Below are 15,534 nucleotides of genomic sequence, written 5' to 3' on the forward strand. Positions count from 1 at the left end.
CGAGCTCATCGAAGACTACGAGGTCGACGGGCGCACGGTACTGCCCGTCTATGAGCTCATCACCGTGATCGCCCACGGCTCCGCGACAGACAACGGGCTCTACCGGACGTTCGAACCGGACGAGGTGATCGAGGACTACCTCGAGGCGGCGCGCGAGCACGGCGCGCTCCTGCTGCTGAACGTGCAGCCCGGTCGTTCGGACTTCCTCGACGACGTCCAACAGCTCGAGAGATGGCTGCTGGAACCCGACGTCGGGCTGGCCCTCGACCCTGAATGGGCGGTCGGCGACGGCGAGGTGCCCGGGCGTACCTACGGCAGCACCACCGGTGCCGAGCTCGACTCCGTGGCCGAGTACGTCTCCGGCCTGGTCACCGAGAACGACCTTCCGGAGAAGGCGGTCGTCTTTCACCAGGTGCACGAGTCGGTGGTGCAGGACGAGGAAGACCTCGGCGAGCACCCGGGCGTCGCCCTGGTGAAGAGCGTCGACGGAATCGGGTCGCGAGAGAGCAAAGAGGAGACCTGGGATCGGCTGATGCCGCCGAGGGCCGAGCCGGTCCACGCCGGATTCAAGCTCTTCTTCGACGAGGACGCCGAGCATGGCCCGCTGATGACGCCCGAACAGGTTCTCGCGCTGGAGCCGTTACCCGAGTACGTGCTCTACGAGTGAGGCCTACGGTTCAGGGAAGTGCTGGACCGTCCCCGATGCCGTGTGCCCGGATCGCGGCGCCGATGTCCGAGAGGTCCTGGTCGTCGAGGTTCAGGTTGATCGCCGGCAACCAGCCATCGATCTGATCCGGCCGGCGAGCACCCACGATCGCACCCGTGACGCCGGTGAACGCGAGCGTCCATGCGACGGCGAGTGCCGCCACCGATGTCTCGTTCCGTTCCGCGACGGGCCGTAGATCCTCGACCAGCGCCAGGTTGCGGCGGAGCCCTTCACCTTTGAAGTCTTTGCTGCGGCTGCGCCAGTCATCGTCGCCCAGCGCTGCCGCCCGCTCCTCGGTGAAGCTGCCGGTGAGCAGGCCGGAAGCCATCGGACTGTACACGATCACGCCGGTGCCGTGTTTGGCACACCACGGGATCACGTCGCCGGCGGCTTCGCGCCTGATCAGGTTGAACGGCGGCTGCAACGAGTCGACGTGGTCGATGGCCTCGGCCCGCTCCAGTGCGTCGACGTCGTGGTTGGACAGTCCGATCGCGCGGACTTTTCCCTCCGCCTTCAGCTCGGCGAACGTCTGCCAGTACTCCTCCAACGGTGTGCCGTCGGCCGCCGGCCAGTGCATCTGGTACAGATCGATTCGTTCGGCTTCCAAACGGCGCAGCGAGCTCTCCACTTCGCGGCGCAGGCTCGCGGGTTCGCCGACCCGCCGCGCGGCGGCAGACCTGTCGGACTCGTCCCAGGCCAGCCCGCCCTTGGTGAAGATGTACGGGCGGTCCGCCTCCGGAATGTCGCGTACCGCCCGGCCGACCACCTCCTCGGAATGCCCCAGCCCATAGATCGCGGCAGTGTCGATCCAGTTCACACCGGATTCGACGGCGTACCGGATCGCGGCGATCGACTCCGCGTCATCCTGCTCGCCCCATGCGTGTGACCAGCCGCCGCCCCCGATCGCCCAGGCTCCGAAACCGGCGCGGGTGATGTGCATGTCCGTTTGGCCGAGTTGCGCTGTCTGCAGCATGTCTCCTGTCTACCTCATCCATGCAGGAGCGTCAGCAGACGGGCCGCCTCGGCAGCGGCCGCGTCCCGTCCGGCGGCGAGATACTTGCGGGGGTCGACGACATCGTCTTGGGCCAGACGGTCGCGGATCGCCGAGGTGAACACGACGTTGAGGTGGGTGGCGATGTTGACCTTGGTGATGCCGGCGTCCACGGCGGCGGTCAGCCCGGCATCGGGAACCCCGCTGGAGCCGTGCAGCACCAGCGGCACGGGCACGGCGTCTCGCAGCGACTCGATCAGTTTCTCGTCCAGCACCGCATGCCGGCTGGTCATCGCGTGTGAGCTGCCGACGGCGACGGCGAGGGCGTCCACGCCGGTACTGGCCGCGAACTCGCGTGCCTCGTCCGGATCCGTGCGCGCTCCCGGCGCGTGCACGCCGTCCTTGCCACCGACCTCGCCCAGCTCAGCCTCGACCGGAACACCGAGCCGGCGGCAGTACCGCACCACCTCGGCGGTGCGCGACACGTTGGCGTCGTGGTCAAGCGTCGAGCCGTCGTACATCACACTGGTGAAGCCCAGGTCCACGGCCTCATGCACGAGATCGACACGCTCGGCGTGGTCGAGGTGGACGGCGACTGGGACATCGGCGCGCCGAGCCAGCTCGATCGCGGCCAGCCCCAGCGGTGCGAGTGCGCCGTGGTACCGCACGCAGTTCTCACTGATCTGCAGGATGACCGGCAGACCGGTGCTTTCCGCCGCGGCGACGAAAGCTTCAGCGTGCTCGAGCTGGATGACGTTGAACGCGCCGACGCCCCGTCCTCTCGCGGCGGCCGGTTCGAGGATCTCGCTGGTCGTGGCCAAGGTCATGTGGTACCTCCGAGTAGGACCGTCTCCCGTAGGCGTGCGTACGCGGCGGCGTCGTACTCGCCGGCGGCCGCCGCGAGCACCGTGGCGGCGGAGAGGGCGCACGCGCGGCGGAGCATCTCCGGCCAGGCGAGCCCGGCGCGCACTCCTGCCGCGAGAGCCGCGACGACGGAGTCGCCCGCACCCGTCGGATTACCCGTGAGCGGTTGTGGGAGCCGTGCTGTCCAGGTGCCGTCGTCAGTGACGGCGAGCAGGCCGGCGTCACCGAGCGATGCCACGACAGCGGCGCCGGTCTCCTCCTGGAGCGCGGCCGCCGCGCGCCGTGCGTCGGGGATGCCCGTGACGTCGTGTAGTTCGTCGGCGTTCGGCTTGAGGATGGTGGGACGGGCATGCGCAGCGGCCCGCAGCGCCGGACCCGAGGTGTCGACGATCACCGTCGTGCCGGTCCGTGAGATCTGGCCGACCAGGTCCGTGAGCGCGGACGGAGCCACCCCGGGAGGCATGCTGCCGCAGATGGTGACGGCGTCGGCGTCCACCGCCAGCTCGACCACCCGCTGCCGCAGACGGGCCCACTGTTCACCGCTCACCTCCGGGCCGGGCTCGTTGAACAGCGTCGCCGTTCCGGCTGATTCGTCGACGATGTTGACGGTGCGGCGGGTGAGGAGATCGGCGGTGACCAGTGTGTCGTCGATCGCGAGTTCGGCCAGGCCCGTCCGTAGGGACGCGCCTTCCGGTCCGCCGACGAGGCCGGTCACCGTCGCTGGGACCCCCAGCGTGTGCAGGACACGGGCGACGTTGATGCCCTTGCCGCCCGGGCGGCGCCGCACTGACGTGACCCGGTGAGCGTGCCCCGGGCGCAGCTCGCCCACCGTGTAGGTGAGGTCGAGCGCCGGGTTCGGCGTCACGGTCACGACGGCCATCAGGCGGCGACGCCCTCGTCGAGCAGCGTCCAGGCCAGTAGTCCGGCACCCGCGCATCCGGCACGTTCGCCCAGCTCGGCGGGGACGATCCTGGGCTGTCGCTGGAATGTGAGGCGCGCCTGCAGCCGCGATGACAACGGCTCGATGAGCTCGGCGCCGGCTGTTGCCAGACCACCTCCGACGATGATGACCTCCGGTGCCACCAGCGAGCACGCGGTGGCCAGGCCGCGCGACAGGGCGTCGACGGCCTCGTCCCAGACCTCGCGAGCGATATGGTCACCGTCGTGCATCCGCTTCAGGACGTCGGATGCCCCCAGTGTCTGCTTGCCCGAGCGGTGTGCATACCGGCGGGCGATCGCCGCGGCCGATGCGATGGACTCAAGACAGCCGACGGCGCCGCAGGCACACGGCTCACGGTGGCCGACGTCCACGTGTCCGAGCTCGCCGGCCATACCGTCGCCGTCGAGAACTCGCCCGTCGACGACGATGGCGGCCCCGATCCCGGTGCCGATCGGCACGAACAGCACATTGCCGGCGCCACGTGCGGCGCCGGTTCGCGCCTCGGCGAGGCCGCCGGCCCGCACGTCGTGACCGAGCGCCACCGGCAGCCCGGTCCGCTCCGCGGTGAGCGTGCGGAACGGAACGTCCCGCCACTTGAGGTTCTCCGACCAGACCGCCCGGCCGGAAGCGACATCGACGATGCCGGGCACGACGAGGCCGCACGCACGGGCTCGGCGCGCGGCGGGGTGGGCCCGCAGTTCCTCCAGCGTGGCCAGCACGGTCTCGACCACGGCGTCCGGACCGGCCTCACGCCGGGTCCGGCGCTGCAATGTCCACAGTGCGGTACCGGCGCGGTCAAGGACCGCTCCTTTGAGGCTCGAACCGCCGACGTCCAGCGCGACGACAGTGTCGGCGTCCAGCGTCAACGCTTCCCCGTCTCGAGGACGACGGATCGGTCGAGGTTGCGTGGCCGGTCCGGGTCCAGCCCCTTCTTGAGCCCCAGCGTGACCGCGAGCCGCTGAACCCGGACGAGATCGACCATCGGATCCACGTCATCGGCCACGACGAGGGCGCCGGTGGCCCCGACTTCGTCGATGAGACCGGCGGGTGACTGCCCGCCGAGGAACCATACGACGCCGTTTTGGTCAGCCAGACTGATCGGGCCGTGCCGGTAGTCCATCGCCGGGTAAGACTCCGCCCAGGACAACGAGGCTTCACGCATCTTCAGTGCCGCTTCGTTGGCGAGGCCGACGGTCCATGCCTGACCGAGGAAGACGAACTGCTGCTGCGCGGTGAGCGCGGGGTCGACGGAATCGGTCAGCGCTCGTTCGGCCTGAGCGTGAATCGCGCTGAGGTCATCGCCGATGTGGGTGCGTAGCAGCGCTAGCGCGCTGGTGGCGAAACGCGTCTGCACGACGGACTTCTCGTCGGCGAAGTCGAGCACTACGAGCTCATCGGTCAGGTTCGCGATCGGCGTCTCGGGATCGGCCGTGATCGCCACTGTCGGCATCTCCCCTCGGATCGCCGCCAGAACATCGAGCACTTCGCTCGTGGTGCCCGACCGTGTGATGGCGACCAAGCGGTCGTATCGACGCTTCAAGGGGAACTCGGAGGCGACGAACGCGTCGGTTTCGCCAAGCCCGTATCGCTCACGCTGTCCCGCGTACGCCTGCGCCATGAACCAGGACGTGCCGCAGCCGACTACGGCGACTCGTTCGCCTGCCTGGGGAAGCCGCCCGGACACCGACGGGGCGAGTTCTGCCGCGCGCTGCCAGCACGCCGGTTGGCTGTCGATCTCAGCCTGGACGTGTGGCGTACTCGACAAGGAAACCTCCAGGGCGGTCAGTGTTGGTCTGCGGGGGCGGGCGGGGTGGCTCCGGGTGTGTGCCTCGTGACCCGGCGGGGCGTTGGCGCCTCCTTTGTCATGCCGCCATCCTCGTCGGCTGATTGCCCGATGTCAAGCGTTATCTCATCATTATGAGCAGAATCAATCATACTTTGCTCATATAATGAGCGTTAGGGTGAACGGAACCCTCCGTGGCGAGAAGGAGAACATGATGCGCAACCAGGCGACTGAGTCGCTGGTCCCCGCACCGGTATCGGTGCAGGCTGGGCCTGGGGTGTTCCGGCTTTCGGAGGAATCCACCCTGTACGTCGACGACGCTGCGGGCCCGGCCGGCCGTGCCCTGCGGCGGGCCCTCGGCGAGCTGCCGAGCGCCGGCCCGCAACGAGCGGATCTACGCATCGTGATCGACGAGGCGGCCGGGCCGCCGCACGGATACACACTGCGAGTCACGCCGACATTGATCGACGTGGTCGGTGCGGATCCTGCCGGTGCCTTCTATGCGGTGCAGACTCTCCGGCAGCTGCTGCCGCCCGAGACCTTCGGCGACAGGTCCGCGGGCTTTGCCGCCGGGATCCCGTGCGTGCTGATCTCGGACTGTCCTCGGCTGCCGTGGCGGGGACTCATGCTCGACGTCGCTCGGCATTTTCTGCCGAAGGAGTTCGTGCTGCGCGTGATCGATCTCTTGGCCATGCACAAACTGGATGTGCTGCATCTGCATCTGACTGATGACCAAGGGTGGCGGATCGAGATACCGGGCTATCCGCTGCTGACCGAGATCGGCGCTTGGCGGCCGGAGACGGTGATCGGCCATGACGCGGCCTTGGAAGAATGGGACCTCCGGTTCGACGGCCGAGCGCACGGGGGCTTTTACACGACCGAGGACCTGTCCGAGATCGTCGCGTATGCCACGGAGCGGTACGTCACTGTACTGCCAGAAGTCGACATGCCCGGGCACATGCAGGCCGCGATCGCGGCGTATCCGCGGCTCGGGAACCAGATCCAGGTGCCGGAGGTCCGCAAGCGCTGGAATGTCAGCAAGCAGATCCTCAATCTCGAGGACGATACCCTCCGGTTCTGTTTCGACGTGCTCACGGAGGTCATCGACGTCTTCCCCGGCCAGTACGTCCATTGCGGCGGCGACGAGGTCCCCAAGGACGAATGGCGGGCGAGCGCGGCAGTCCAGCGGAGGCTCCGGGAGCTCGGCCTCCATGATGAGGAAGCGCTGCAAGGATGGTTCACCCACCGGATCGCTGCCTTCCTCGCCGAGCACGGGCGACGGCTCGTCGGATGGGACGAGATCCTCGACGCGGGAGAACCCCCTGCCGGAACGGTGGTCATGCCGTGGCGGGGGGAAGCGGCCATGGCGCGGGCGCTGGGCTCGGACGTGGATGTGGTCGAGACAGTGGCCCATGCGTTGTACTTCAACTACAACCAGAGCCGCGACGTGCATCATGAACCCCTGGCCATCGGTGGATACGTGCCGTTGTCCACCGTCTATGACCATCACCCTGCCTCCGCCGAGGACGCGCGCGTGATGGGAGCCCAAGCGCAGTTGTGGACCGAGTACATCGGCACCCCCGCGCTGGCTGAGTACATGTTGTTTCCGCGGTTGTGTGCGTTCGCGGAGTCGTCCTGGCGTCAGCGTCGAGCGGGTAGCTATGACGTCGACTTTCTGCCCCGGCTGCGGACCCATCTGGAACGGCTGGACGCTATGGGTGTGCGGTATCGGTCCCTGGACGAGGCGAATACAGCCGGAAGCTGACGAGATGTGCGCAGGGCGCGCCGTTGGTGGCGGTGACCACGGCGCGCACCTGCGTCGTCTCGATCGGGACGACGTCGTGTACGCGGCGCCGCCGGCGGTTGCCGGTCACCGTCACGAGCGTGGACCAGCCGTCGGAGGTGGCGGCCTGGATCTCGTAGTCGCGTATCAGCTCCGGCATGACCCGGAACGGACTGCGGTGGAAATGCAGGTTGTTCATGTACTCGTTGACGTCGTCGTCGAAGATCAGCTCGATCCGGCCGACGGTGACGGAAGCCTTCCAGACCAGCGTGACCTGGGCGGGTGCTCCGTCGAGCGGCCGCGATGACCACATCTGCGGGCCGCCGTACGGTCTGGCGTAGCCGCCGGCCGCGTGTCGTGGATCGAAGGCCCGGGTCGGTGAGAGCAAGCGGAAACAGTAGCTGCTGCGCTGCCGGGAACGGGCCACCCACTCGACGACGGGCTGGTCGTGTGGGAGGACGTCGACCGCGCTGTCGTCGACACGTCTCTTCTCGCCTCGGACGAAGCTCAGTGTGCCGCTGCGCATGTGATCGGCGACGTGCAGCCGCACATGTGGGTTGGCGCGTATGACGACGAAGACGTTCTGCGGGGAGGCGGGCCGCCACCTCAGAGGCAGGGTGACCCACTGTGCCTCTCCGGCCTGCAGCCTGACCGACGCGCTGGCCTCATGCTTGTGCGGCACGCAGTTCTGTGGCTCTCCCGTGCTCCAGGCCTCGACGATCAGCTCCTCGCCCGCGCCCTCCACGGCGACGTCGACGAGGAGCTGGAGGCCATCGATACCGGGGTCGGCCGGCAGGAGCAGCCCGGCGTCGCTGGTGAGTTCCTGGGTGCTGGACGGATCGTCGACAACCAGCTCGGTCAGTGTGCTGGACGCGGTGATGCTCGCACGCTGGGCCAGGTCGTCGTGGTCCTCATAGGCGATCCCGACCATGGCGGCATCGCCGCGGAGCAGGACGCGCTGCAGGTCGGCGACCGCTGTCGTCGCCAGATCCCGGGGAGCCACTCCGCGTTCGGCACACAGCGCCGCCGCCGTTCCGGCGGCCTCGCCGAGCACGGCGCAGGTGGCCATCACCCGTGTGCTGCCGAACGCGATGTGCGAGGCGGAGATGTTGCGCCCGGCCACGAGCAGGTTTCTGGTGTTGGCCGGGTAGAGCGAGCGGAACGGGATTCCGTATGTCCCGTTCGGGTACCACTGCGCGGCGCCGCCCTCGTCGGCGTACATGCCGCCCGGCGGGTGCAGGTCGATCGACCAGCCGCCGTACGCCACGGCGTCCGGGAACTCGCGCTGCGCGATGATGTCGTTCTGGGTGAGCACGTGGTCGCCGATGAACCGGCGGTACTCCCGCTTTCCGGGCAATGTGCCGACCCATTCCAGGGTCATGGTGTCCGCGTCGAACTTGCCGGAGTTCTTGATGTAATCCCAGATCCCGTAGATGACCGACCACAGCTCGTCCCGGATCTGCTCGTTGTCGTGGACGGTGTCCACCTCGCCGCCCCACTCGATCCACCAATAGGCGGCGCCGTTGTCGCCGGCGCGGATGATGCGCCGTTCCGGGATCGAGGTCGTGGTGATGTCCTTGGCGATCGCCGGAGGGACATAGTCGACGGGACGTCCGAGGTCCTTGGTGTAGAACAGGATGGTGCTTCCGAGGGTGAGCTCGTCCGCCTCGGCGGGAGCCCAGCTCTCGTCGTACTCCGCTCGGGACTCGCGGCCGATGCGATAGTGCGCCCCGGCGAGGTGCCCGACGAGTCCGTCACCGGTGCAGTCGAGGAAGACCGGCGAAGAGAACCGTGTCTCGAGTTCCGAGCCCATCGTCCAGCCGCTGACCGAACGTACGACGCGGGCATCGTCAGGACCGTCCGCCTCGACCGCGCGCACATCGGTGTTGAGGAAGAGGGAGATGTTCGGCTCGGCGCGGACGGCGTCCAGGACCACCATGTCCCAGTAGATCGGGTTGCCCTCCGGGTTGCGGTACTGGTTCTCCAGATACAGCTCCCCGATGATGCCGTTCTCCCGGGCATAACGTTGCCGGCCGGCGGCGGTGGCGCCGCACACCCAGACTCGTACCTCACTGCTGGAGTTGCCGCCCGGCACCGGTCGATTCTGAATCAGTGCCACACGTGCGCCGGTGCGCGCGGCGGCGATCGCCGCGCACACCCCGGCCAGACCCCCACCGACGACGGTGACGTCGCCGGTGAACTCGTCAGAACGCACGTCATGACTCCTGTTCGTACGGGATCAGTTCTCCGACCGCCGTGTAGCCGCCGACACCGAACTCGGAGACGAAGCGGAGATAGCGGGCGTCCACATCAGTCAGGTCGATGTCCTTCGGCAACGAATCGCGGGCCCACGTGCCCGACGCCACCGGGTGGAACGTCTCCCCGTCGTCGCTGACCTGGAGCTCATACTCGGTGACGATGCCGTTGAAGCCGTTGAGTCGTGGCTGATATCGGACGGCGGACAGAACACGTTCCTGACCGAGATCGACCGTGAGGGCATGGGGGTGGGTGTCCGGCGGGTCCGGGGTAGTCCGAGAATGCCAGATCGTGCGCGGATCGCCGTCGACGGCGCGGCCCGCCGATCCAGGTGTCTCGCTGTCGGCGATAGCGGTCAGCTCCGACGGCGGCACCGGCCTACCGGCAGGTTCGTCGGGCCAGGCGATCGGGTCACCGGACTCTGGAGGGTCGGAATCGGCAGTGCCGTCGGGACCGGGGCCGTCGCCACGGATCAGCAGCTCGGTGACCACCGCCCCATGGTCGGAGTAGAACGGATACCAGCTGTCCAGCTCGCTGCCCTGGTGCTCCGGAAGTCGCTGTGTACGCGTCGACGAACCGAGAACGCGCACGTCCTGCCCGCGGGTCAGGATGTAGTCGATCCGGGTGGGTGAGTACATGAAGGAGTGCGCGGGCGCCCATGTCCGGCCCGGATACCGGGCCGCATCGGGGTTGGCGTACCGGTAGCTGTCCACGAACCCCGCCTCGTCGAAGGCGCGCATCACCGGCCAGTCCAGAACCATGCCTTCGTGTCCCGCGGCGTCGGCGAACTGCTCGGACCAATCGAGGTGGGACTGCGTGTTCATGTCGCCGCCGATGATGACCGGCGCGTCGCCTGCGCCGACGTACTCGTCGAGCCGTTCGTCGATCAGCTCGCGAGCCATCGCCATGCGCCGGAAGTCGTCGGTGGCCACCAGATCGGCGTCGGTGTACGTGCGATCGATGCCCATGGCGGTCTCCATGGCTGACTGCGTCGTGGGGGACCAGCTGTTGTCCGCGTGCCACAGCCAGGTGGAGAACGCGTGTACATGGCCTCCGTCCGGGAGCCCCAGCCGGGCGCCGCCGAAGTTGAACGACGTCAGCTCGTCCCCGTCGATCAGTGGATAGATCTCCTCCACGTCGAGCCAGGTGAACATCCAGAGGTTGTCTCGGTCCGGCTCCTGGCCGGGTTCCCGCGTGATCTGGATTCCGGTGAACTCCCGGCCCTCGGGCTGGTTCTCGGCCAGAGCCTGCTCGATCAGCTCACCGGCACCATAGGTTTCCACCGCGAAGAGGACGTCCGGGTTCTCGTGCTGGATGAACTCGAGCAGCTCCTGGAGGTTCTGGTCCTCGAAGCCGTGCTCGTGACGTCCCTCCAGCCGGCCTCCGAGCCAGATGTTGAAGGCCATGACCGTCAGCGGCGTGCCCACCTCGTCGGCCGGCATCGAACCCACGGCGACGTCGATCGTGACGTCACCGCTGGGCAACGGGAACGGTCGAGACGTGGTGTCGCTGTCGCCGGTGTAAGAGGTATGCCGCTCGACGACGCCGGCGTCCGTCTCCACCGTGATGGCGACCTCGTCGGTGACCCCGTCGTGGGCGGCGGAACGGACCGCCACCCGGCACTCCCCTTCGAGGTCCCGCCGCGGGACCGTGCGCTGGGTGCTCCGCTCCGGAACCAGCACGGCCCGAGCCGCGACGGTATCCCCGCAGTTCAGGCTCACGACGACGGGGCCGTCCTTGGCGTCCGCGTCCACGGGTGAGCTGAGGGTGAAGGTGGCTGAATCGTCGCCGCGTGGCGAGGACGAGCCTGCCGCCGGTTCACCGGCCGTGCCGACGGGCGCCGCCCAGCCGGCGGATGCGAGTACGGCAGCGGTCACTGTGGCGATGCCCCGCGTGCGCATGCTGCCTCACTCCCCGGACTCGGCGAGTGTCTGGATCCGGTCGAGCAACTCCTGCGCGTCGGCGTCCGGGCTGACTCCGGTGCCTAGATCGCTGTCCAGGGTGCCTCGCACCTCGGACCACACGGGCTCCGCCGTCGGGTCGAATCGGGCGTACTCCAGCAACTCGATGTACTCCGCCTGCTCCTCGTCATCGCGGAACTCGTCGGCTCCGGAGCCGGTGGTCGGCAGCAGCCCTTCGACCTCCAGGTACTCCGAATAGTTCTCCGGCTCGTAGAAATAGGCGAGAAAGTCGGAGACGATCTGCTGGTTGCCGTCTTGGCGGAACGCCATCAGGTAGTCCTGGATGCCGTGTGTCGAGGGCTCGGTACCGTCGTTCGTGGGGTGGGTGGCCACGCCGTAGTCGACCTCGCCCTCCTCCACCTGTTCCATGAACGCGCGAGTGCCGAATGAGGCGTAGACCATCGCCGCCTTGCCCTGCGCGAACAGCGGCCACGTACCGTCTGCCCGGTTCGTCTGGCCGGGGTTGGGCTGTGTGTAGCCGGCCTCGGTGATGGACTGGAGAAACTCGAGCGTCTCGACGTTCTGGGCGCTGTTCACCGTCCACTCGCCGTCGATCATCCAGTCTCCACCGTTGGACCGTGCCCACGTGCCGAACTCGCCGGAGCCGCCCTCGCTTCCCAGCGCCAGCGCGTAGGGGACGTAGTCCTCCGGTAGCGCTTCGATCTTCTCGGCGGCGTCGCGGAACTCGTCCCATGTCTCCGGCGGTTCATCGACGCCGGCCTCGGCGAGGATCTCGTTGTTGTAGTACATGCCGTTCACCGTGGCCACGAAGGGCAGACCGTACTGGACGCCGTCGAATGACGCGTCCTCGGCAAAGGCGGGAACGAAGTCCGCGAGCTGCTCGTCCGACATCACTTCGTCCGCGCGGTAGAGCAGGTCCGACGCGGCGTAGTCGGCGAAGAAGTTGAGGTTCAGGATGTCCGGGAGCTGCTGGGTCTGGACCATCGTGTTGACCTGACTACGCAGGTTGCCCCAGTCGATCACCTGGAGATCCACAGAGGCGCCGGGATGGTCGTCTTCGAACTCGGCGATCAGGTCCTCCCAGTACGGCCGCGTGCCCTCGGTGTACTGAGCGACCACGAGGGAGAGAGTCTGCTCGGCAGAGCCGGCGGTGTCGTCGTCGCCGCCGCAGGCGGCGGCCAGCAGGCCGGTGCCCGCGAGCAACACGATCAACGACGTGAACGAGGATCTCGATGCCTTCATCACGTACTCCTCAGCATGAAAATGGGTTGGGTTGGCTGGCTCGGATTCATCGGCTGCTGCCGGTGGTGAGGCCGCTGACCAGGTGCTTCTCGATGAGTGAGAACAGGATCACCGCTGGGACGATCGCCATCAGCGCGGCCGCGAACAGGTATTGGTAGTTCGTCTCGTACAAGCCGATGAACTGCTGGACACCGACGGTGAGCGGGACCCGCCCGGCTGCCGGGTCATTGAACAATGTGAGCGAGATGACGAATTCATTCCACACCTGGATGAAGGTGAAGATTGTCACCGTGATGAGCCCCGGCGCGACGAGCGGCAGGATCATCCTGACCATGATCCGGAACCGGCCAAGGCCGTCGATCATGGCAGCCTCGTCGATGTCGAGCGGTATGGAGCCGACATGCGCGTGCAGGATCCAGATCGCGAAAGCCAGGTTGAACGCCGTGTTGATCGCGATGATGAACCAGTACTCGTGGACGCCGTCGACGAACAGCGCCTGTCGGTAGAGGCCGATCAGCAGAGCGACGGCCGGGAACATCTGGGTGATCAGGATGACGCCCAGGAACGCGGCCCGGCCACGGAACCTGGTACGCGAGAGGACGTAGGCGGCGGGCGCGGCGATCAGCAGTACGGCCGCCGTCGCCGCGAGCGCGACGACGAGGCTGACCCGGAAATAGCCGGCGAGAGGTATCCGGTCCCACACATCGACGTAGTTCGACCACGCCCAGTCCTGAGGAAGGTACGGGGCGGGAACCGCGAACAGCTCGGCGTCGGTCTTCAGCGACCCGAGCAGCATGGCGGCGTACGGCGCGAGGAAGAAGGCGGCGACGAGAAAGCCGATGACACTCAGCCCGACGGGCCTGATCTTGCGCCACCCCTGTCCCGCCACCTCTGTGAATCGCCGGAAGGGTGCGAATATCAGCCGGGCGGTGGGCGCGGCTCGTTCGGAACAGGAACCGAGGGCTTCCCTCATGCGGGACCGCGTGGGGTGCGTCCGGGCCGGAGCGGCGACGTCCCGGTCCGGACGCAGGACCCGCACGTAGGCAGCGACCAGCAGGGTCAGGAAGACGACGTTGAGTACTGCCAACGCGGCGGCTTCACCAGGGTCGAGCTGTACTGTGAAAGCGATCTTGTACATCCACGTCACCGTGGTGTCGGCGTGATTGCCGGCTGTCTGGCCGGCGATGACCCAGATGACGGCGAACGCGTTGAACACGTGCAGCATGTTGAGGACGAGCGCCACCAGCAGTGACGGCCTGAGTAGTGGCAGGGTGACGTAGCGGTATGTGGCATAGGCGCGTGCACCGTCGATCTTTGCCGCTTCGAGGACGTCGTTCGGAACCGTCTGCAGGCCGGCGAGCAGGATGTAGGTCGTGAACGGGATGGATGTGATGATCCCGACGGCCATGATCGAGAAGAACGCGACCGATGGGTCCTTGTACCAGTCGACTGGAGCGTCGATCAGTCCGATATCCATCAACAGCCGGTTGAGCAGGCCGTTGCCGCCTTCATAGATGAATCGCCACACTGTGGCGGTCATGACCAGCGACGCGGCCCATGGCACGATCAGGGCCAGCCGCACCAGCCGGCGGCCGAAGAACGACTTCGACAGAAACTGCGCCAGCGCCAGCGACGTCAGTACGGTGAGCCCGACGACCACCACCAGCCAGAGCATCGTGTTGCCGATGATCTGTGTCAGGGCCGGTTCGCTGAACAGCCGCCGATAGTTGTCCAGGCCGGCAACGCCGTCGATCTGACCGATCCGGTCGATCCGCAGGAACGACATCCACACCATGTAGATCGCCGGAAAGACGATCACGAGGACGATCACGACGACGCTGGGCGAGAGCCATCGCGCCGGCACGAGGCGCTCCCAGGCGCGGAGGAGCCGCCCCGACGTCGACGGCCGCACGGCAGGCGTACCTTCGTTCCGGTCCGTCGAGTTCCCAGGCATGTCCGCTCGGTCTCGAGTACTCAGCGCGTCTTTCACGCGCGGGCCTCCCGTCCTCGGTGCGGCATTGGAAACCCTCACGGGCGTCCTGGTTATCTTCGATCCACGGTTTGCCCGTTGTCAAGCGTTTTGGGCATCTAGCGCGCACCTACGATCATAGTTCACTCACTATCACTCAGTCGTCGCGTGGTGTTGGTACGCGGGTCTGGCGCCGAAAGACGACGCGTGTGCCGGCGTGCCTGGGTGAAGTGAGCCGTCGCGTCGCGGTGACATGGCGAGGAAGCGCCGTGCGGGCTGTGCCCGGGGTGAACGTGACTCGTTCAGGCCTGGATGACCTCGACGCCGACGTCGCGGAAGGCGTCGACGACGGCGGCGTCGGCCGCCGGGTCGGTGACCAGTACGTCGATGTCCTTGGCCGGCAGGATGTGTGCGAACGCCCGTCGACCCAGCTTGCTGCTGTCCGCCGCCACCAGGACTCGGTCGGCATGCCGCGCGAGCAAGGCGTTGGTCGCCGCCTCGCCTTCGTCGTAGGCCATTGCGCCGCTGTCGGCACCGATAGCGTCGACCCCGAGCACGGCCAGGTCGACGGAGATGTGCTCGAGCAGTCGCTCCGCGAGCGGGCCGATGGTCTCGTATGAGTGATTCCGGACGACCCCTCCGACGACCACGACCTTTATGTGCGGTCGCACGATGAGCTCGCTGGCGATGTTCAGCGCATTGGTCACGACCGTGAGACCGGCGTCGCCCTGATGGTCGTGGAAGCCGTCGGCCGTCGCGATCGCGCGTGCGATGTTCGTCGTGGTCGTGCCGCCGTTGAGCGCCACGATGGAGCCAGGCCGGATGAACCCCGTGATGGCCTGCGCGATGCGCTCTTTCTCCGGCGCCTGGCGGCCGACCTTGTATCGAAGCGGGAGGTCGTAAGAGACCGCCGTGGCTACGGCGCCTCCCCGCGTGCGCGTGAGCAGCTGCTGCTGCGCCAGATGTTCGAGGTCTCGGCGTATCGTCGCTTGGGATGCCCCGAGCCTCGTCACCGCCTCATCCACCGTCGTCGAGCCTTGTTCCGAGAGCATGTCGAGGATGGCGGTGAGCCGTTGGT

At 67.4% G+C, this 15,534-nt stretch carries 12 protein-coding genes; 2 read left to right on the top strand and 10 right to left on the bottom strand.

Going from position 1 to position 15,534, the window contains the following annotated elements:
• Nucleotides 1–667 (top strand): hypothetical protein (locus ELR45_RS25810; protein ID WP_165368099.1); only part of this gene is annotated, 667 nt, incomplete at its 5' end.
• A 10-nt stretch (nucleotides 668–677) separates the two neighbouring features.
• Here ELR45_RS25810 and ELR45_RS25815 read toward each other — a convergent pair.
• Genes ELR45_RS25815 through ELR45_RS25835 form a run of 5 tightly spaced genes read right to left on the bottom strand, consistent with a single transcriptional unit; the run spans nucleotide 678 to nucleotide 5,266 of the window.
• Nucleotides 678–1,679, bottom strand: a complete 1,002-nt coding sequence (locus tag ELR45_RS25815; protein WP_205857273.1) for an aldo/keto reductase — start codon at nucleotides 1,677–1,679, stop codon at nucleotides 678–680.
• A gap of 14 nt (nucleotides 1,680–1,693) precedes the next feature.
• Nucleotides 1,694–2,524, bottom strand: a complete 831-nt coding sequence (locus ELR45_RS25820; protein ID WP_129668901.1) for a class II fructose-bisphosphate aldolase — start codon at nucleotides 2,522–2,524, stop codon at nucleotides 1,694–1,696.
• Nucleotides 2,521–3,441, bottom strand: a complete 921-nt coding sequence (locus ELR45_RS25825) for a 1-phosphofructokinase family hexose kinase (RefSeq protein ID WP_129668902.1) — start codon at nucleotides 3,439–3,441, stop codon at nucleotides 2,521–2,523. The genes ELR45_RS25820 and ELR45_RS25825 overlap by 4 nt, the downstream gene beginning before the upstream one ends.
• Entirely contained in the window at nucleotides 3,441–4,367 is a 927-nt protein-coding gene (locus ELR45_RS25830; RefSeq protein WP_205857275.1) for an ROK family protein, read from the bottom strand. The genes ELR45_RS25825 and ELR45_RS25830 overlap by 1 nt, the downstream gene beginning before the upstream one ends.
• Entirely contained in the window at nucleotides 4,364–5,266 is a 903-nt protein-coding gene (locus ELR45_RS25835; RefSeq protein WP_129668903.1) for an SIS domain-containing protein, read from the bottom strand. Before ELR45_RS25835 ends, ELR45_RS25830 begins: the two co-directional genes overlap by 4 nt.
• A gap of 196 nt (nucleotides 5,267–5,462) precedes the next feature.
• Here ELR45_RS25835 and ELR45_RS25840 point away from each other — a divergent pair, with 196 nt between their 5' ends.
• On the top strand, nucleotides 5,463–7,049 hold the full coding sequence (locus ELR45_RS25840) for a beta-N-acetylhexosaminidase (RefSeq protein ID WP_205857276.1): 1,587 nt from the start codon (nucleotides 5,463–5,465) through the stop codon (nucleotides 7,047–7,049).
• Here the strand turns inward: ELR45_RS25840 and ELR45_RS25845 are convergent.
• From ELR45_RS25845 to ELR45_RS25865, 5 genes are all read right to left on the bottom strand, one after another.
• Nucleotides 6,997–9,282: an FAD-dependent oxidoreductase gene (locus ELR45_RS25845; RefSeq protein WP_129668904.1), complete on the bottom strand. Its 2,286-nt coding sequence runs from the start codon at nucleotides 9,280–9,282 to the stop codon at nucleotides 6,997–6,999. The genes ELR45_RS25840 and ELR45_RS25845 overlap by 53 nt on opposite strands.
• 1 nt (nucleotide 9,283) lies before the next feature.
• A complete protein-coding gene (locus ELR45_RS25850) occupies nucleotides 9,284–11,224 on the bottom strand; it encodes a discoidin domain-containing protein (RefSeq protein ID WP_129668905.1) in 1,941 nt (646 codons plus the stop codon).
• A gap of 6 nt (nucleotides 11,225–11,230) precedes the next feature.
• A complete protein-coding gene (locus ELR45_RS25855) occupies nucleotides 11,231–12,487 on the bottom strand; it encodes an extracellular solute-binding protein (protein ID WP_129668906.1) in 1,257 nt (418 codons plus the stop codon).
• Between the two features lie 46 nt (nucleotides 12,488–12,533).
• Nucleotides 12,534–14,441, bottom strand: coding sequence for an ABC transporter permease (locus ELR45_RS25860; RefSeq protein ID WP_129668907.1), 1,908 nt, complete (start codon nucleotides 14,439–14,441; stop codon nucleotides 12,534–12,536).
• A 317-nt stretch (nucleotides 14,442–14,758) separates the two neighbouring features.
• The coding region (locus tag ELR45_RS25865) for a DeoR/GlpR family DNA-binding transcription regulator (protein WP_205857277.1) at nucleotides 14,759–15,534 on the bottom strand (776 nt) is incomplete at its 5' end.

This window comes from Phytoactinopolyspora endophytica, from assembly GCF_004138495.1.
Taxonomy (GTDB): domain Bacteria; phylum Actinomycetota; class Actinomycetes; order Jiangellales; family Jiangellaceae; genus Phytoactinopolyspora; species Phytoactinopolyspora endophytica.